Here is a 19,193-nt window from a genome sequence, read left to right as displayed (position 1 = left end):
CGGTGCAGTTTGTGGCGAATGTGTACTACAGGAATGGCGTGCAGATGGCCTCGTTCCGGGTAGACACAGAGGTGGAGGATATCGACCACCTGACGGCGAAGGATTACGGTGATGTTGTGGGGCAGGCGGTTGAGTGGGTGCGTGAGCAGTTTGACGAACCTGCTGCAGTCGACCGGCCCGTCGCGCAGTTACCGCGTCTGGCCGCATAATCTGGTATAAAAATAAAAACTGGCGGGTATCCCGCCAGTTTTTTTATGCAGGGCTGATGTATTTAATGCTGGATGGCTTGGTAGTGACGGTAATCACATTTTCCGCATCTGGCCGACAGAATGAGGAAAAGCATCGGCTATTGTCGGAGAAATCTATTACACGCAAGTAATTGTACCGGTATTGGTAAGCGTTTACTGGAACAAGCCAATAACAAGGTCTGAACTGACGTTAATGTTTACTGTAAATTCTCAGTCCCAGTCAATATGTGGGCTGGAACTATGATTATCTTCAAGAATATCAAACCTGTGATGCTTGCCTGACAACAGAATATTATGTATAACAATATCGTAACTAAATGATAAAGATAATCAATATCATTCTTGTTTTAATTAATGAGGTGATGGGATAGTAATGGTGACCTGATGGTGCAGAGTGATCGGAAAACTAATCGTAACTGGACTACATTTGTTGCGGCTTTGAGTGCAGCTGTCATGACCCTTGATATTACAGTGGTTAATGTAGCGTTACCAAGTATGGGGCAAAGGCTTCAAACTGATTTGGCTCATCTGCAATGGGTTATAAATGGTTATACGCTTAGCTTTGCTGCTTTTTTGTTACTATCAGGATCATTATCTGATCGGTTAGGCAGAAGACGAATTTTTATCGTTGGAATGGTGGTTTTTACAGTGTCATCGCTTGCCTGTGCTCTTTCTGTTCATGCAGATATTCTAATAATTGCCAGGATAATCCAGGGAATTGGAGGGGCTATGGTTTTTGGGACTGCACCGGCACTGATCGCAGGTGCCTGTGAAGGCGAACCACCAGGAGTACGGACTTTTTCCATGGGGCTGTTTGCTGCTGGAAGTGCTTTTTCCGCTGCGGTAGGTCCTTTAATTGGAGGGGTGTTAATCCAGTTTGCCAGTTGGTCGTGGTTATTTGCTATAAATGTACCGATAGGTGTACTTATTATTATTTTTACTTTTAAAAAGGTGACCGAATACCCTCCTGATGTTCCCCGGCATCCACTGGATTTAATGGGAGCATCTCTGATAACGGTCGCACTCTTTTGTCTTAATTATTCGGTTATTACTTTCCCTTCTGTTGGGAGCAGGCATGCGATTGTATATATTACTTTTATTGTTGGCTGCATAACATCTGTACTATTTATACTTAATGAGTGGAGACGGGGGGACGGTGCTTTATTAAATCTTAAGCTGTTTCGTATACAGGCTTTTCTCGGCGCAATATTATTAAGTTTTGCTGGTCGTGTTTTTAGTTTTGGTCTTATGCCCTTCATCATTTTTTGGTTAAGTGGGATGTTAGGGTATTCTCCATTGCAGATTGGCTCTATTTTCTTCATTCAGTCAATTATTATGGTTGTTGCAGCGATATTTAGTGGGGTGTCAGGGAAACATATACAGCCGCGGGTATTACTTGCAGGCGGTATGTTTATTGTATCATCTGGGCTTTTTGTTTGTAGCAATATAAAACCTGATAGTGACTGGATATCTATTTTACCACTGATGATATTGATGGGAATTGGCACGGGAATGATAATGCCTCATCTTATGGATTTGGCAGTAAGTGTCGTTCCTGTTAAACAGGCTGGGATGGCATCTGGTACTGCAAATACATTTTTCCCTTTAGGAACTTCTACAGGTGTCGCGATTTTTGGTTTTTTATTGACTCAATATTTGTCTTATGAATTACCACCAGAAGTACTAAGATTGCAGGGAGTTGTGGATCCAGAATTTCTTTTACAATCTCTTGCCCGGGGACAGATGAATATGCTTAACGGACATCCCATATTACTTGTTCAAGCTCGTCAGGCATGGAGTGATGCCCTGAATTTATTGTTTATTATTGCTGGTGCAACCAGTATACTGGCTGCTGCAGGCTGTTTGTGGTTGCTTCGGCCTGTCAAATAGTTTTTTGCATGATTTGTCTCAGATGTGTAATTAATTTTTTGATAAAAATTTGGGGGCATTGATTGAAATAAAAATGTCCCCCAGAAAAAATATCAAGAGTAAATCCAGTTTCGCTCCATACTTCCCAGCCTTTTGCCTGTTCTTCATTAATATCTGGCTCATGGCCACTAATAAAAGTACAAATATGAGAGGGTATTTTTTGTGGATGGCATCGGTCCGGGGAAGATACGGGGGGAGGATATCAGCCAACTGACTGAAAATGACTACTGTGATGTTGTGGAACAGAACATGCGGTTGAGTATGTATGTGTACAGTTTGACGAACCCGTTGCAGTTGATCGGCCAGTCGTACATTTACTGCATCCGGTTGCATAACGTTACTAAATGATAAAAATCTGACGGACCCCAGTCAGATTTTTTGGTACTCGCTGATATGTTTACTTCAATAACTACTGATTCGCACCCACCTTTTATTCGCCATCTCGATCTGGGATGGATTAGTCATTTTCCCTCCTTGCGTTATTGCCTTGTAACGTTCTCCGTTCATCATTATCAGGACAGACTCTTTGAAGAATTTGGTATTCCATTCCCCCATAAGCTAAACATGGCTGTTGTAAAACGAAGGGCAGAATATCTCGCTGCACGTTATGCTGCGCAAAGAGTGTTACTGATGGGCGGTTGTGACAGAATACCAACCATATCGCCAGATGGATCTCCGGTATGGCCTTCTGGATGGTGTGGAAGTTTGTCACATACTCATGAATATGCTGTGGCAGTGGTTTCTCCGAGCGTGTCGAATCTTATCCCCGGCATCGACATTGAGGTTTTGTCTCAAGATACCATGCAAGAGACAGTGCACATATTTGCATGTACTGATGAATTAAACTTGCTTGCTACTAGCGATATAGATTACTCGACCGCACTGTTAGTCATCTTTTCAGCCAAAGAAAGTTTGTTTAAAGCACTTTATCCCGAAGTTGGCCGATTCTTTAATTTTGACGCTGCCAAAGTTTGTAAAATAGATTCTTTAAATCAGAAGATTACCATAGAACTGACTAAAACTCTCACTCCCAACCGAGTTAAGGGATTAAAAATTACGGGGTATTACTCCTTCTCAAACGGAAGGGTTATAACGCTCATTGCCTGAACAATAACCTCATTCCCTTGCCCCATTAACTAGTAACTTAGCTGATACTTAAGAGACCATGTACGAGGTTCTCACACTGGCATCCTGGTTCAGAAAATATCCTGAGATACAGGTAGTATCACGGGATCGCGGTGGCATCTATGCTATGGCTGCCAGGGAAGGCGCACCTCAGGCAAGGCAGGTGGCAGACCGCTGGCATCTGCTGAAAAATATTGGTGATGCGCCCGAACGGATGATGTACAGATATATGCCTTTGATACGTCTTGTTGCCAGTGAACTGTCGCCAAAAAAATCAACAGAGTCAAACGCTAGTAGAGACACTATCATCAATCCGTCGCCCGGAACGGCTGAAACAGCAGACCCGCAAAAAACGACATCAACGGTGGACGAAGTTATGGCCCTGCATAATAAAGGATGCGGGTTCAGGGAAATATCCCGCATCACCGGATTATCCCGGGTGACGATAAGTCGATGGGTACAATCCGGGACATTCCCCGAAATGTCAACCCGTCCACCAAAACGGGGACTTCTGGATCCATGGAAGGGCTGGCTTGAAGAACAGCGCGAAAGCGGAAACCACAATGCCAGTCAGATATGGCGAGAAATGGTGGCGAAGGGGTTTACAGGCAGTGAAACCATCGTCAGGGACACCGTTGCCAGATGGCGTAAAGGCTGGCTCCCGCTGGTTACTGCCATCGCCCGCCTCCCTTCCGCTTCCCGAGCGAGTCGCTGGCTGATGCCCTGGCGATGCCCTGGCGAATCATCAGAGGTGAAGAAAATTACGCTTCCAGTTTTATTAGTCTGATGTGTGAAAAAGAGCCACAACTGAAAATAGCACAGCAACTGGCACTCGAGTTCTACCAGATCCTGAAAACCAAAAATAAACCACAGCTAAACAGGTGGTTCACCCGAGTCAGCGAAAGTGGTTCAACAGAACTTCAGCGTGTAGCCGCAGGGGGCGTATTCTGGCCTGGCGTGACCGGTCATTCTCGGGAATCACCGTTCGGGAATCACCGTTCATCTTTGCCAGAATACGTACAGGGATGGAAACCGATACGGCGGCAATATGTGAAGCCATCACCCCTAGCTGGAGTAATGGTGTTGTTGAGGGACATGTAAATCGCCTGAAGATGTTGAAACGTCAGTTGAAACGTCAGATGTATGGTCGGGCCGGGTTCGAGCTACTGAGGCGACGGGTAATGAGTCCTCTGGCATGAAAATCTCCCCCCAAGTTGCGGAAGACCCAGTTTTGCACCGTTGGTAACAGCGACGAACCAGTAATGGGTTAAGTGATAAAAATTGTATGGAAATATAGGGGCCAATCACCTCGATGGTCCTTTAAGGAACCAAACAGCACTGTTAACAAAACGATACACTGGGGCATTAATTCAATAAAACGGTTACGAGGGGCTTGGTAAGGTTACAGTTGACGCCCCCAGAAACAAGGCTTTTGTTAGTGAAAGAAAAGAGAGACAACCAAGACAGGAATCACTAAAACAGAAAAATTATATAATCACATTGTTGTGGAAGATCAGATTTATGAATCATCATTTATAGCGTAATACCTTTGGAGAATATCCGTACTTTTTACGAAATGCCACAGATAAGTGAGCTGGCGTGTAACCTATATGATAGGCCACATAAGAGACATTATATTCCCCTGTCGACAGCATACGCCAGGCAGTTTCCAGTCGAAGCGTATGCAAATATTCATGGATACTCTGGCCAAAAAGCTGCCGGAAACCGACCGTCAGTTTACGTGTATTCATACTCACCATGACACTTAGCTCATGAATGGATGGAGGTGCGTTAAGGCGCTCGGCCAACAAAACTTTCACATCATGCAGACGGGCAATTTCCGCAGTTATAAGGCGGGGCATTGAACTTTCCCCTTTTCCCTTTGTTAGAGTCATACTATCAAGGGTGTAGGCTACAATCTCAAGAGCCTTTCCGGTTAAATAAAGTTGCCGGGAAATCCCCTGCAGTGGACTGGTAAAAAGCTGCGCCTGTAAGTCACTAAACACTTTAGGAACCGTCTGAACCTGCATTCTGGGAGTTGCAGAAAGAGCGAGATGCATCCCAGCGCTTAGTTTGTCAGTAACATCTGCACAAGGATGTTTAAGAAGCATATTGGTAGAAAGAATAATAGAGGTGTAATGTAAACTTGTTCCGGGAATAAAGCACTGACTAGCCTCAGCACTATCCTGATTCCACACTGCGCAGAGTGCAGGTCCCTTGATATGTTGTTCTTTCTGTCCAGGGAAACGACACAGGAGCTCTCCCTTTTCAATGATGATAACTTTTAGACCGTGGGAGAGAGACTCATCCTGCCAGACCGGACGAACCGGGCAAAAAATCGAACCACTTATGAGCGAAATTTCACCTTCAAGCACGATTTTCTGCTTCTCCATGAGCATTCCACTAACCTCCATGTTCTGTTTAAGCGATTTCTTTAGAACCTGTTAATGATATTGATTATCATTAACAATTTAGGGGAGTTGTAAAAATATGTCAATACTGACTTTTTTGAATAAATAAATTTTGAGGAGCAGCTAAGCTGGCCCCATACCTCTCAGACAATGCGCACGCTGTGCGGCAAACCAATAACGTCCTAATATTTAACACTTTCACTAACGCCATTAACAAGCCCATCAGCGCATCATAATTCTGAATCGTTAGCCTTCTTTCACACACATTCCTTGCCCGCAACATCACAGTTTCCTCCACTGAAAGCAGGTGTATTAGACGTCAACTAGTTTTGCCGTGCGTCAATGCGCCGGACTGAGTTATTGTCGTCTCATACAGGTGATTTCACATTTTTCCATGACTTGTTGTTGCCCGTCAGCCGTTGGTATGCCACCACCTGATTCAGTTCAGGGTATATCGCCAACAGCTAGTAAACTGCCTCTCTAAGCGACTGGCTAACTTGCTTAAATTTCTTCTTATTCAGGCCGTCGTCTCAATAGCAAACATCACAGGCTGGGTCTGCCAGTACCTCCTTATCCGCCGGTACGTCTGGCTCATGAATCCCAGCCACGCCTGTGTATTCGTAATGTTGTTCAATATCAGGTCGCCGCTAACTATCTCATGCGTATCTGTGCCCGCCGCCAGACGCAGTTTGCACCACATCCGGCGCTTCTCCGTTTCGTGCTTGTTCACGTTTCATTCCCCTCACAAAATATTTCAGTTTGAGGGTGTCAATGGTCGGTCTCTACTCGATAAAAAAATCTCCAACCTTCAAACACGCTTTCTTTGTGTCAGCCTTCTCAAAACGCCAAAGAGCTAATATCTAAATTTACTATTTTTACAGAGTAAAATATTGATAATTTAATGTTTGTGGTTTATTGCTCTAATGAATTGGGCTATAACGTCATGTTCGCCATGATACGTGACAGGTTTTATATCCAGTTGAAGCCATAATATGGTGGCAATTTTAAAGAAGTGCATCTAACTGGATGTTCCTTCGCCACCACCTATGTTGCGGTGACATAAAAGAGATATTTCTAAAGAATAAGTTCTTTCAGCTAAAGAATTACTAATTGCAATTAATAACCAGCCAGTGAGATAAATTTATTAAGTGTCGACTCCATAATAAATACAGGGTTATATACTCTTGATAGGTGAAATTATGCAACTGAATTCTTCACATACAGAACTATTTGCATTACCTGAATGGCCAGAAACGTTCCGTAATGAGTATTTGCGCCAGGGATTATGGAGTGATGAAACCTTTGAACAACGCATCAAACAAGTATGTAGTATTTATGGCGATAAAATAGCCATTTGTTATGAATCAAAATATATTACTTATCAGCAATTATATTTTCGCGCCTGTAAAATAGCGCAGCGATTTAACGATTTAAATATAGTGAAGGGTGATGTAGTTATTCTCCATTTACCAAATTCATCGAACTATGTCGAGACACTCTTTGCGTTGTTTATAGCCGGTATTGTGCCTGTTCTTGCCTTACCAGCCCATCGCAGACATGAAATTGAAGCCTTCGCCAACGCTACAAAAGCGAAAGCTTGGATCTATCAAAGTTCGATCTTGGGGGATTCTCTGGATGATAGCGCCAGCCATTTGATGGCCTCGATACCTGCACTGCAATGTTTGCGAATCCCAGAGGGGGAGTCAGTTTTTGATACGCTACAGGCGCATAAAACATCATCAGATTATTTTCCTGTGCATCATCCTGACGATCTGGTTTGCTTCCAATTATCTGGCGGCACAACAGGAATCCCGAAACTCATTCCTCGTAGACACAGAGACTACCTATGTAACATCCTTTCTGCAGTTGCAGTCTGTGATTTTGGACCAAAGACAGTGTACTTAGCCGTGTTACCAATGGGACACAATTTTACCCTTGTTAGTCCTGGTATTCTTGGTACGTTATTTAGCGGGGGGCGCTTGGTCATAAGTGACAAAAACTACCCAGAACACTGTTTCAACTTGATAAAACAACAAAAAGTTACGGTAACAGCATTAGTTCCCCCACTGGCTATGGTATGGCTTGACGCAGCGGAAATTGATCCCCCTCAGTTAGAATCGCTTAAAGTACTTCAGGTCGGCGGGGCAAAGATAAGTTATGAAGCAGCCAGGCGTGTCACACCTCTATTAGGATGTTCTCTGCAACAGGTATTTGGAATGGCTGAAGGCCTAAATTGCTTCACGCAACTGGGTGACAGCACTGAACTTATATTATATACGCAGGGTAAACCCATGACAGTAGCGGACGAAATAAAGGTTGTAGACGAAAATGGTAAAGTTGTTCAACCTGGTTCATCAGGTTATTTATTGACTCGCGGACCATATACTATTCGTGGTTATTATGGTTCCCCCGAAATAAATTATTATTCATTTGATGAGGATGGTTTTTATCGTACTGGTGATATCGTTCGTGTTACACCTGAAGGATATATTATTGCGGAAGGACGAGATAAAGATCAGATTAACCGTGGCGGCGAAAAAATAGACTGCGGTGAGCTGGAAGATATATTACTTCGACATCCTAAAATCCGCGATGCTGCAGTCGTTGGTATTGATGACGCTTATTTAGGAGAACGAATCTGTGCATTTATTCTCAGCGATTCTCCACCTTCAGACGTAGATCTGAGACAGTTCCTTATTGACCAAGGAATCGCCAGTTTCAAAATTCCTGACCGTTTCAACTTTCCCGAAACATTTACAATGACTGGGGTAGGAAAAATAAGCAAGAAAGGACTGCGGGCCAGACTAAAACAAAGTTATCTCCTTGACATGGGACAAAAATAAATGCATCAGGCAATTTCACAACTGCTGAAACATATCAGTGAGTTAACCGGCCTCTTACCTCATCAGATTGATCGGAATACTTCACTCCTTACTCAGGGCGTTGACTCTATTGGTCTGATGCGTACTGTAAATCTGTTACGAAAGCAGGGCGTTGACTGCAGTTTCGAAAGCCTGAGTGCTCAACCAACTTTAAACAATTGGCTTCATGTCATTGATACCGAAATAACAAGAACGCAGGATAATACCCTGCCTCTCTGTATACTCCAGCCATTACAACCCGTGGTACTGACGCCCGTACAGCAAGCATATTGGGTAGGTCGTCAGGATGACCAGCCTTTGGGGGGGAATAGCTGTCAAGTGTATCTTGAGTTACAGGGAGACGATGTATCACCTCAACAACTTGAACTAGCCTGTCAGCAGTTGGTTGAACGTCATGCAATGTTACGTGCTCGATTTACCCAACAAGGAGAGCAATACATAGCCGAAGACCTTGATCCCTTCCCAGTAAACATTATTGATCTGCGGAAGCAGTTCGAAGTGCAGGTTGAAGAATATCTGGATCGCTATCGCCAGCAATTTTCTCATTATCGTGCAGATATTATAAACGGATGGCCATTGAAGATTACGCTATTCCGTCTGCCTAATAAGCACAGCCGTCTGCATATCAATATAGATCTATTAGTGGCCGATGTCCTTAGCGTGAGTATTCTGCTGAACGATCTGGCGCGCTTATATCGTCAAGAGACACTTGCACCACTGCCGGTAAACTTTCTCCAATATCTATTGTATCAGCAACGTCTAAGTAACGCAGATTGGCAACATGGGAAAAACTATTGGCAATCGAGATTGACAACGCTCCCCAGCGCTCCTTCACTGCCCCTGGCACAACAACCTGAGCGACTTTGTGCACCGAAATTTACCCGACGTGATTATCTGCTTAAACGAGATCAGCTCTCCGTATTAGAAAATAAGGCAAAGCAATATGGAGTAACGTTTGCTGTAGTCCTTCTCACTCTCTACTGTGAAGTACTGGCTCGTTGGAGCGAAACCAAACATTTTCTGGTTAATATTCCTCTGTTTAATCGCAAGGAACTCTTGCCCGGCGTTGCAGACATGGTGGCCGACTTCACTTCGCTACTGCTGTTAGAGGCCGACTTCCGCCAGCCCAGACCCTTTATTCAACGTCTACAGCAGATCCAACAGCAATTACACCGCGATATTGAACATGCTGAGTATTCAGGTATTGATGTTTTACGGGATCTGGCTCGGCAGAATACCGCCATGCCACCTGCTGCGCCCGTCGTTTTTGCTCTCAACCTAGGGCAGCCGTTCATCTCCCTGGAGACAGAACAAGTATTTGGTAAACTTCACTGGATGATTTCTCAAACCCCGCAAGTCTGGATCGATCACCAGAGTTATCCTACCCGTGAGGGCCTGTTGTTAAATTGGGACAGCGTTGATGCACTATTTCCCGAGGGGCTTGTGGAAACCATGTTTTATGCCTGGCTCTCTCGATTACATCATTTAATTACCCAGCCGTGGGAAAATCTCTCTGAATTTATAATTCCAGCTCATATGCGTGCCATTCGAACGCGTACTACTTCCTATCTTGCCGTCTCCCGTCAGCGATTGGAGTCTAGTTTCTTTAAACTGGCTCGACGACAGCCAGAGATGACCGCCATTATCATGGCGGATAGACATATCAGCTATGGTTCCTTGGCTCAGCGTGCTCTGGCGATTGCCAGTACACTTCAACAGATAGGCGTGATGCCGCAGGATATTGTTGCTATTAACTTACCGAAAGGAGTCGAACAGATTGCGTCCGTATTAGGTGTACTGGTTACCGGGGCTTGCTGGTTACCGCTTGCCGTTGCACATCCGCTTTCTCGACGTAGTGCTATTTGTAACCAGGCAAAAGTCAGATGCGTGATTGTCTCCGAAGAGGAGAATTGGCCGGATACCATTCCAGTTTTAAACTTGAATAAACAACCGCAGGGTATCGCGGTTCAAATGCCAACAAAACCCTATTCAGGCAGCGATGAAGAGCTTGCCTATATCATTTACACTTCGGGATCCACTGGCGAACCTAAAGGGGTTGCCGTAACACACAAATCTGCGTGGAATACCATTGATACATTAAATCGCCGATTTGCTATAGGGGCAGAAGACCGGGTGCTGGCGCTTTCCGGACTTGAATTTGATCTGTCAGTCTACGATATCTTCGGCCTTTTGTCGGTTGGAGGAGCCCTAATAATACCCAGTGAGGATCAGCGACGAGATCCTGATTCATGGTTAACGCTGGCTGCCAGTAACCGTGCGTCTCTGTGGAATTCAGTACCTGCACTACTGGAAATGTTACTTCTTAGCATAGTAGAAGAAGGGCAGACTATATTGCCCAATCTGCGAATGGTGTGGGTCTCTGGAGATTTGGTAGCTCCGGATTTAGCAAAACGGTTACGTCAGCGGCTGACTCAGCCAGTACGCGTAATTGCTATGGGGGGCGCGACGGAGGCTTCTATCTGGTCAAATGCGTTTGAAATTCTTCCCTCATTCGAGACCGATATGCCAGTGCCCTACGGTTTTCCACTTCCTAATCAGTGTTTTCGCATCATGGATGAACACTGTCTTGATGTACCAGACTGGGTACCCGGTGAACTCTGGATTGGTGGGGCTGGCCTGGCGCAGGGATATATTCATGATGAAGAAAAAACAGCAAAACACTTTATTTACTATGAAGGGGAGCGTTGGTATAGAACGGGTGATCGTGGTTTTTACCAACCCGATGGCTTGATGCAGTTTCTCGGACGTCAGGACAATCAGGTAAAAGTTGATGGAAATCGTATTGAATTAGCCGAAATAGAGGTTGCCCTTCAACGTTTGCCTGGAGTGCTTACCGCTTATTGCCTGCTTATTGACGCTCACCTTGAAGCAGTCATAACGTCGAGTGAAAAGATTAATACGACACAGTTACGCAACAGTCTGACAGAGGTACTGCCTGCATATATGCTTCCGAAACGTATTCATCACCGAAATGTCTTACCGCTGACTGTCAATGGTAAAGTCGATCGCCGTAAATTAGTTGAGGAAATAGCAACTACGCCATGGGATCCTATATCTGTTAATACCACAGTTGCAGCGGTTTCCCCTTTGCAGGCCCAACTACATCAGATATGGCTGGAAATATTAGATTCAACTTCCATCGATCCCTCGACATCATTTTTCCTGCTGGGAGGAAACAGCCTTCAGGCCATGCGGTTGATTAACCGTATTAATCAGACTTTCACTTTATCATTAACGCTGCGTCAATTTCTTAACAATTCCACGTTAGCTTCACTCACCACTTTTATTATAACAACCTACCCAACGTTAATTACTGGCGAAGAGGGAACGATATGAACGTATCACTATTAATTCAACAGTTTAAAGAAGCTGGTATTACATTGTGGGTTGAAGGTGATTCACTACGTTATCGGGCTCCAGCCAGTACCATGACATCTGAGAGGCTGTCTTTACTGAAATTGCATAAAAGCGAATTACTACTGGCATTAGCAACGCCCAAATGGATTAGCGACCCGGCCAATCGTTTTACACCATATCCTCTGACAGGTATACAGTCTGCCTACCTGCTAGGCCGTAATAAGGCGTTTACCTTGGGCGATGTTGACTGCCACGGTTATCTGGAGTTTCGCTTTAACAAGCTCGATCAACTCCGTCTGGAGAGAGCATGGAACTTATTGATTGCACGCCACGATATGCTTCGCACTATCGTCTATGATAACGGTACTCAGCAGACGTTATCCACTGTCCCTCCAGTGAGTATTGAATGTACGGATATCGGCAGCTTGTCCGAAGAGGCACAGAAGCAGTTCTTGCAACAGCGACGTACGGTGCTGAGTATATATCAGGGACAGCCTGATTGCTGGCCTCTAATTACCCTTTTTGTTACAAAACTCCATGATGTCGATATTTTACATATCTCTTTTAATCTACTGGTTTGTGACTTCCAAAGTGCACGGTTACTGTTGACGCAATTAAGCGATGCTTATTATGGCCAGCTAATACCCGAACCAGAAATTCAGTTTCGGGATTACGTTCTCAACAGTTTGCGACTACGCAATACTCCAGCCTATAAGTTAGCACAGGATTATTGGCTAAAGCGTATTGACGATTTTCCGACAGCTCCAGTGTTACCTTCCTTCTCCGGTGTAGTTAGTAAACACTTTTATCGTGAAAATTTTGTTCTCTCTCCTGAGCAGTTTGCTCAGTTGAATAAATGGGCTGCGTTAAATGAAATTGGCGTAAATGCACTCTTTGTTACCTTGTATGCATTAACGCTTCAACGCTGGGGGGCAGGTAATCACTTTGGTTTGAGTCTGACCATGATGCAACGCCTACCTTTACATAATTCAGTAGATCAGGTGATAGGGGACTTCAGTGCCGTTGAGCTACTGGAAATCAATCTAGTATCTCAATTGAACATTGTTGAGCAGGTAAAAGTAGTGCAGGACAGGCTATGGTGTGACCTTGATCACAGCCTTTTTACTGGTATTGATCTTTTGCGGGAGTTGGTACGTCGCCGCGGACGCGAAACAGCATTGTACCCGGTCGCTTTTACCAGCGCTATCAGCGATGGTTCCGACTGCTGTACGCATTTAATGAAAGGAGCAAGTCAAGCTTACGGTATTACCCAAACGCCACAGGTTGCCCTTGACTGTCAGATTGCACCAGGTGAAAGCGGGTTAAATATAAACTGGGATATTCGTGAAGGCACGATGGAACACCATACCTGTGTCGAAATGTTTGACGCATTCCGAAACACTATTCTTACTCTGTGTCAGGATGAAAATGCTTGGTTCAGGCCAATAACCATACCTTTGCCTGAAACTCAGATCCTGCGCCACAAAACATTTAACGCATCTGAATGTGTTCTTCCCGAGGGGCTTATTCACGCTCCTGTCTGGCAGCAGGCGGAACGTACACCAGATGCTCTGGCGGTTACAGATCCCCATCGACAGGTTAACTATCGACAACTGGTCGATGAAGCAGAACATCTCGCGGCGTGTATGCTAGCACAAGGAGTAAAGCAGGGAGATAGGATTGTCATTGCTATTGAGAAATGCATAGAGCAGATTGTCGCCGTACTGGCGACAATGCGTGCAGGTGCGGTATGGATTCCTTTGGACTTATCACTGCCACTGAAGCGGCAGCAGTGGTTGCTTAAACTGGCGCAGCCCGCAGCTATACTCGCCTGCCGGGAAAATTTTTCTGTAAACAATGGAACAATATTATTGCCGCCGGTGATTTATGTTGATGATGTGAATGATATCCATCTCCCTGCCTCATGGCCCGATGTCACCAGTGACTCACTTGCTTATATCATATTTACCTCTGGATCGACGGGTGAACCCAAGGGCGTAATGATTGCTCATGCGGCGGCCCGGAATACAATTGAAGCTGTGAATCAGTGGATTAAACCCGCTCTCACCGATCGTCTGTTAGGGCTTGCTAACCTGAGCTTTGACCTCGCAGTTTACGATATTTTTGGTATTCTCAGTAGCGGAGCGGCTCTGATTCTGCCTGCGTCTCATCACCGTAGTAACCCCTCACAGTTGGCTAAGATGGTTGCTGATCAGAAAATCACGCTTTGGAACTCGGTGCCTGCTCAGTTCACAATACTAGTCGATTATTTACAAAATGAAGGAGTACTGCCTTGCCCATACCTTCGGGCTGTCCTTCTTTCCGGGGACTGGATCCCCGTCGATCTTCCCGCACGAGCACGAAACTATCTGCCCGAAGCACAGATGTATAGTCTGGGGGGAGCCACCGAAGTCTCCATCTGGTCAGTGATTTACCCTATAAATGACATAAAGCCAGAGTGGAGCAGCATCCCGTATGGACGACCTCTGGCCAATCAGCGTCTATATGTTCTGGATGGGGAGTTAAACGAACAACCAGACGGTGTAGCGGGTGAGCTATATATTGGAGGAAAAGGATTAGCGATCGGTTATTTCCGGGATGAAGAGAAAACGACACAACGCTTTATCACTCATCCCCAAAACGGTGAACGACTCTACCGTACCGGTGATTTAGCTTGCTCTCTTATTGATGGCACCCTGCAGTTTTTAGGACGTGAAGACAATCAGCTAAAAATTCGTGGACATCGTGTTGAACTTGCGGAGGTTGAGAGAACCCTCATACGCCATCAGGATGTGGCTACGGCCAGCGCGATCGTTGTCGACAGAGGAAAATCGACGCAGCGTCTTGTCGCCTTTGTTACTGCTGCTCCGAGGCGCAAGCTTCAACCCATTTCGCAAGTTGCAACTGTATTGCAGCAACGAGCGACAGACCTTGCAGATACAATGAATCGTCCAGGGGTGATGAAAATCGCCCAAGGTATTGAGGATGTCTCTCTGCTGGCAATGGCTCAAGCGTTGCTGACTCTTCCCGTCTTCAGCAGTGGTGAAACACCGATTTCACTTGCCGTGATGGTCTCAAGTGGTGCCGTTGCTTCACGGCATGAACGTCTTATCAGTCGTTGGCTGCGTGCGTTGTGCGAACAAGGTTTCCTGCGCCAGACAGATGAGACACACTTTATTCCCGTGCGCCCGGTTAATGCTGAAGAGGTTGAACAGCGCTGGCAGGAGCTTCACCGCCTTGAAGCTGAAGTTAACTGGGGGGCGTCGGTTCTCAATTATATGCACAGTTGTCATCGAGTTCTGCCTGCACTTATGCGTAATGATGTTGATCCTCTTGATCTACTGTTCCCTGAAGGCCAGACTCACGTCGCTGAAGCCGCCTATCGTGACAATCTGGTCAGCAGGATAATGAATAACCTCGTATGCTCGGTCATATGTCAGATTGCCCGTGAAAAAAAAGGAGAAACACTACATCTGTTGGAGGTTGGAGCTGGCGTAGGCGGTACCAGTCTGGATCTCATTCCTTCTCTTGCCGAATTTTCCGTGGATTATCTATTCAGTGACCTTTCACATTACTTCCTTAACGAAGCTGAAAAACGCTTTAGTGACTATCCATGGGTACGTTATGGCCTGTATGACATTAATAAACCCTGTCTTGAACAAGGAATAGAGCCTGGTTCACGGGATGTTATTTTGTGTGCAAATGTATTACATAACTCACGCCATGCCGAAAAAGTGATTGCCAGCCTGAAAGAAATTTTGTCCCCTGGTGGTTGGTTGGTATTTATCGAGGCCACAAGCAACAGCTATCAGATCATGTCTTCGATGGAGTTTAAGGACGGACTTAGTGGATTTGAAGATTGTCGTCGCACACTTGAAAGTACCTTTATTGACATCCAGGGTTGGAAAAATTACTTGCAACAGGCGGGAGCCGACGAAGTGGTAATCGCTCCGCATAACGAGTTAGAGTTGGAATGTCTGGGACAGCACGTCTTTGCGGCCCGCTTTAAAACTCAGTATGCCAGGCTGCATCAGCAGGATTTGCAAAAGCACCTTCGCCAATGGCTACCAGGCTGGATGCACCCAGATGCTATCCATATTCTTGACAGATTTCCGCTTACAGCCAATGGTAAGATTGACCGACAGATTCTTACCGGACTTATTCCCCATCAGCGAACTGCAAACCCAGTCATCACTGAACCACCGGCAAATGCCCTGGAAAAGGATATCGCGGCTATCTGGCAGTCGGTTCTGAAAGTCGACAACATAGGGCGTCATGATAACTTCTTTGCGTTGGGAGGTGACTCCTTATTGGTTGCTCAGGTTGTCAGCCGTCTGCGAGCAAGCTTGCCACAGGCCGCTGGATGGGATTGGGATACACTGCTTCGTGCCATGCTAAATGAGAAAAGCTTGGCAACATTGGCCTTGCGTTTTAACCATCAGCAGGATTTCGATTATGCCCTGCATGAGATTCAGCCCGGCACCGACAGCGCTCCTGCCTTGTTACTGATACACGATGGCAGTGGCACTTTAGCTCCTTACCGCCCGATGCTGGAAAAAATACCGACCTCCATGCGAGTACTGGGGCTGGCGCTGAATACATCCGAAAGTTTTCTGGCTCAACCGCCGGAGAGCGCGATTACAATGCTGGCTGAAAGAGCAGTTGAACTGTTAGCCATGCGCAATGAAACTGCACCGCTCCATATCATCGGTTACTGCCTGGGAGGCATGCTGGCTTGGGAGATTGCCTCCCGACTGCGGAATGCCGGACAGGAAGTTAGTCAGCTCAGTATTATCAGTAGTTATCCCGTACCGTTTCGTATCGAAGATGACCTGCTGGTTGAATACATATTTGCCCGTGTGATGCAGGCCAATCCCATCCAACTGGGTTACCCTCAGGATGAAATTGCGTTTCAGCAGTTGATTAACCGTATTCGTGAAGAAACACCCGGTATGGTTCCACAAGGCTCACTGGCACGTTTTACTACAAATGGCAGAGATGCAACATCCCTAGCAATTCAGCAGCTTGCAAAGATGGATCCTGAATCTCGACTTGAAGCTATTCGCAGACATTCACACTTTGCGACCAGCGAGCTGAACCATCCTTCCCGTTTTAAGGAACAGCTTCGTTTGATTCGTCACAGCCTGCTGGCTGTTCATGAGCATCGTTTACAAACCAGCTCGTATCCGGTCACATTTGTGCGACAACTAGGAGAAATGCAAGTTCTGCCAGGTATGAACAGTGAAATGACATCATTCTGGCAGCGCCACTGTGTCGACCCCTTGAAACTGTATGATGTTCCTGGCGACCATTTTAGCTGTATGGATGGGGCAAATTGTATGCACATCCTGGACGCCCTTGGCCTGATACCAATGAGAGGTATGGTACGTGAATAACTTACCTAGAGTGGCTGTGATTGGGGCTAGTGGTGCGGTTGGAGAACAGGTTATCTCTCTGTTAGCAAATAAGGTGCAACTGCGAGTGGGTAGCCGCCGGCTTCCTGCTGTTCGTCACCCTGGGGTCGAGTACCTTCCTGTTGATGTTTTTGATTGTTCAGATTTACGACATTTTTGCCTGGAAAGCGCACTGATAATTAATTGCGCCGCGCCAGGAAGTGTCATCGCCGATCGGGTTGCCCGTGTGGCTTTCGATGTTGGTAGCGATTACCTCGACCCGGGAGGAGATGATCATCTCTATTTTTGCCTCAAAGATAAAGCCGACGCTGCACAACGGTGTGTTCTGTCAGCGGGGATGTTGCCTGGTCTATCTGGCCTGATGTTACGTATTGCCAGACAACACTTTAAAATGATGGATAACGCCACTGGCTACTCGTTCAACGGTGAACCGTTCTCTTATGGTGGAGCCGTCGATTTCATTGCCAGTCTTGATAGCGATTATGGCGTTCCCGGTGTGATGCTATATCAAGGAAAGTTACGACCATGTAAGCCTCTTTCTGCGATACAACTACCAATGATGCGTCATGAGGTTGCCGCTATACCTTTTATGACCAGTGAATGGCTGCGTCTTAGTCATTCTGAGAAAATCCACAACCTTAGCTGGTACAACCTGTTCTCTTCTGATGAACTGCGTCAATGGCTAACCAAAAAGGAACATCGTCATGTTGATGCGGCTAATGATCTGGTCGCTCTGAGTATTAATGCCTTTGCCGGTCAATCTGCGCAACACGTGTTGGCTGTTGAAGCTCAAGGTAACAGTGATGGACATGAGCATCACTGTGCATGGCTCATTACTTGTAGCAGTGGCTCCAGCCTAACGGCAGCTGTAACAGCCTATGCGGCACAGCAAATTCTGTTAAACACTATCCCCAAGGGTTTGCATTTCGCCGCAGATGTTCTCTCTCCTGAGGGAACTATCGATTTTATACAGCAGAACCTGGTCACAGGTTGCTGGATAGAACTTCCGTCGCTGTTTTCAAATGAAGAGGGAGCGATCTGATGAGCAACGACTTATTTCCTTATCTGAACCGATGTTCAACTCCACACTGCGAAATCTTGTGTTTTCCTCATGCAGGCGGTAGCGCAAGCTATTTTCAACGCTGGGCAGATGTGCTACCGGAAGGTTTTTCACTGCGGGCGCTTCAACTTCCCCTGCGGGAGGAGCGTCTGGATGCAAAACCTGTGTTTGATATCAGGGCACTCATTGCAGATCTGCTAAGGCTGCTCCCCCACTCATCCAGGCTTCCACGTGTCCTATTTGGACATAGCATGGGAGCCATTCTGGCCTGGGAGTTGGCGATAGCGTTACAACAGCGAGGGGACCCGGTTCAGCAAATATTTGTGTCTGGGTTAACGCCACCTGATATCTGGAACCCCACGGACTTTCATCTGGCCTCAGACCAACAACTCATTAATGAAGTAGCTCGCTTCTCTGCGACGTCCTTAACACTGTTTGATTTCTCGGAAATGCGCGAAATCGTGCTAAAACAGCTACGTCATGACTATGCGCTAATTGAACGCTGGCAACCGACGTCAACATGTACCCTGATCTCGCCTCTCACGGTGCTGCATGGTGAGAGCGACAGCGAAGTGACTAAGGACGAGGCGCTGGGTTGGGCTCGTTTTACCTGTGCCCGTTTTCAATTATTCCATTGGCCTGGTGATCACTTCTATCTCGTTAATCACTGGCCGAAAGTCGTGAAATTAATGATTCAAAAACACACCGGAATATCTTTTGATATGCCATAAGGAGCTATTTATGAA

The 19,193-nt window shown here is 46.0% G+C and carries 9 protein-coding genes and 2 pseudogenes; 9 read left to right on the top strand and 2 right to left on the bottom strand.

The genetic code is table 11. The annotated features are described in order from the left end of the window. The 4 genes and pseudogenes from BZK42_RS12115 to BZK42_RS29670 all read left to right on the top strand — a co-directional run. Window positions 1–209 (top strand): annotated as a pseudogene (locus BZK42_RS12115) (hypothetical protein); the annotation flags it as partial. A gap of 423 nt (window positions 210–632) precedes the next feature. Then, window positions 633–2,138 carry an MFS transporter gene (locus BZK42_RS12110; RefSeq protein ID WP_080859231.1) on the top strand — a complete coding sequence of 502 codons (1,506 nt, stop codon included), beginning with the start codon at window positions 633–635 and terminating at the stop codon, window positions 2,136–2,138. Window positions 2,139–2,570: 432 nt separating this feature from the next. Then, window positions 2,571–3,284: a 4'-phosphopantetheinyl transferase family protein gene (locus BZK42_RS12100; protein ID WP_080859229.1), complete on the top strand. Its 714-nt coding sequence runs from the start codon at window positions 2,571–2,573 to the stop codon at window positions 3,282–3,284. 73 nt (window positions 3,285–3,357) lie between these two features. Beyond that, a pseudogene (locus BZK42_RS29670) lies at window positions 3,358–4,501 on the top strand (transposase); the annotation flags it as partial. Between the two features lie 330 nt (window positions 4,502–4,831). On the opposite strand, the gene BZK42_RS12090 reads toward BZK42_RS29670, so the two are convergent. After that, a complete protein-coding gene (locus BZK42_RS12090) occupies window positions 4,832–5,695 on the bottom strand; it encodes a helix-turn-helix domain-containing protein (RefSeq protein ID WP_158083358.1) in 864 nt (287 codons plus the stop codon). 535 nt (window positions 5,696–6,230) lie between these two features. After that, window positions 6,231–6,413 carry a hypothetical protein gene (locus tag BZK42_RS12080; protein ID WP_143329698.1) on the bottom strand — a complete coding sequence of 61 codons (183 nt, stop codon included), beginning with the start codon at window positions 6,411–6,413 and terminating at the stop codon, window positions 6,231–6,233. 499 nt (window positions 6,414–6,912) lie between these two features. On the opposite strand from BZK42_RS12080, the gene BZK42_RS12075 reads away from it, so the two are divergent. From BZK42_RS12075 to BZK42_RS12055, 5 genes are read left to right on the top strand one after another with little or no spacing between them, the layout of a single operon-like run. Beyond that, on the top strand, window positions 6,913–8,556 hold the full coding sequence (locus tag BZK42_RS12075) for a (2,3-dihydroxybenzoyl)adenylate synthase (protein ID WP_080859225.1): 1,644 nt from the start codon (window positions 6,913–6,915) through the stop codon (window positions 8,554–8,556). After that, entirely contained in the window at window positions 8,557–11,952 is a 3,396-nt protein-coding gene (locus tag BZK42_RS12070) for a non-ribosomal peptide synthetase (RefSeq protein ID WP_080859224.1), read from the top strand. After that, a complete protein-coding gene (locus BZK42_RS12065; protein ID WP_080859223.1) occupies window positions 11,949–17,369 on the top strand; it encodes a non-ribosomal peptide synthetase in 5,421 nt (1,806 codons plus the stop codon). Before BZK42_RS12070 ends, BZK42_RS12065 begins: the two co-directional genes overlap by 4 nt. Continuing rightward, window positions 17,362–18,429 carry a saccharopine dehydrogenase family protein gene (locus tag BZK42_RS12060; protein WP_080859222.1) on the top strand — a complete coding sequence of 356 codons (1,068 nt, stop codon included), beginning with the start codon at window positions 17,362–17,364 and terminating at the stop codon, window positions 18,427–18,429. The genes BZK42_RS12065 and BZK42_RS12060 overlap by 8 nt, the downstream gene beginning before the upstream one ends. Next, window positions 18,429–19,178 (top strand): thioesterase II family protein, encoded by a 750-nt coding sequence (locus tag BZK42_RS12055; RefSeq protein WP_080859221.1) that lies wholly within the window; start codon window positions 18,429–18,431, stop codon window positions 19,176–19,178. The genes BZK42_RS12060 and BZK42_RS12055 overlap by 1 nt, the downstream gene beginning before the upstream one ends. Window positions 19,179–19,193 lie beyond the last annotated feature (15 nt).

It is taken from the genome of Citrobacter braakii, assembly GCF_002075345.1.
Taxonomy (GTDB): Bacteria; Pseudomonadota; Gammaproteobacteria; order Enterobacterales; family Enterobacteriaceae; genus Citrobacter; species Citrobacter braakii.
This window is presented reverse-complemented; position numbering and strand designations above follow the sequence as displayed.

Excerpts from the sequence above, each read along its gene's own strand:
- BZK42_RS12065 (WP_080859223.1), top strand. The coding sequence starts at position 11,949 with ATGAACGTATCACTATTAATTCAACAGTTTAAAGAAGCTGGTATTACA.
- BZK42_RS12090 (WP_158083358.1), bottom strand. The coding sequence starts at position 5,695 with ATGGAGAAGCAGAAAATCGTGCTTGAAGGTGAAATTTCGCTCATAAGT.
- BZK42_RS12110 (WP_080859231.1), top strand. The coding sequence starts at position 633 with ATGGTGCAGAGTGATCGGAAAACTAATCGTAACTGGACTACATTTGTT.
- BZK42_RS12100 (WP_080859229.1), top strand. The coding sequence starts at position 2,571 with ATGTTTACTTCAATAACTACTGATTCGCACCCACCTTTTATTCGCCAT.
- BZK42_RS12080 (WP_143329698.1), bottom strand. The coding sequence starts at position 6,413 with ATGTGGTGCAAACTGCGTCTGGCGGCGGGCACAGATACGCATGAGATA.
- BZK42_RS12070 (WP_080859224.1), top strand. The coding sequence starts at position 8,557 with ATGCATCAGGCAATTTCACAACTGCTGAAACATATCAGTGAGTTAACC.
- BZK42_RS12075 (WP_080859225.1), top strand. The coding sequence starts at position 6,913 with ATGCAACTGAATTCTTCACATACAGAACTATTTGCATTACCTGAATGG.
- BZK42_RS12055 (WP_080859221.1), top strand. The coding sequence starts at position 18,429 with ATGAGCAACGACTTATTTCCTTATCTGAACCGATGTTCAACTCCACAC.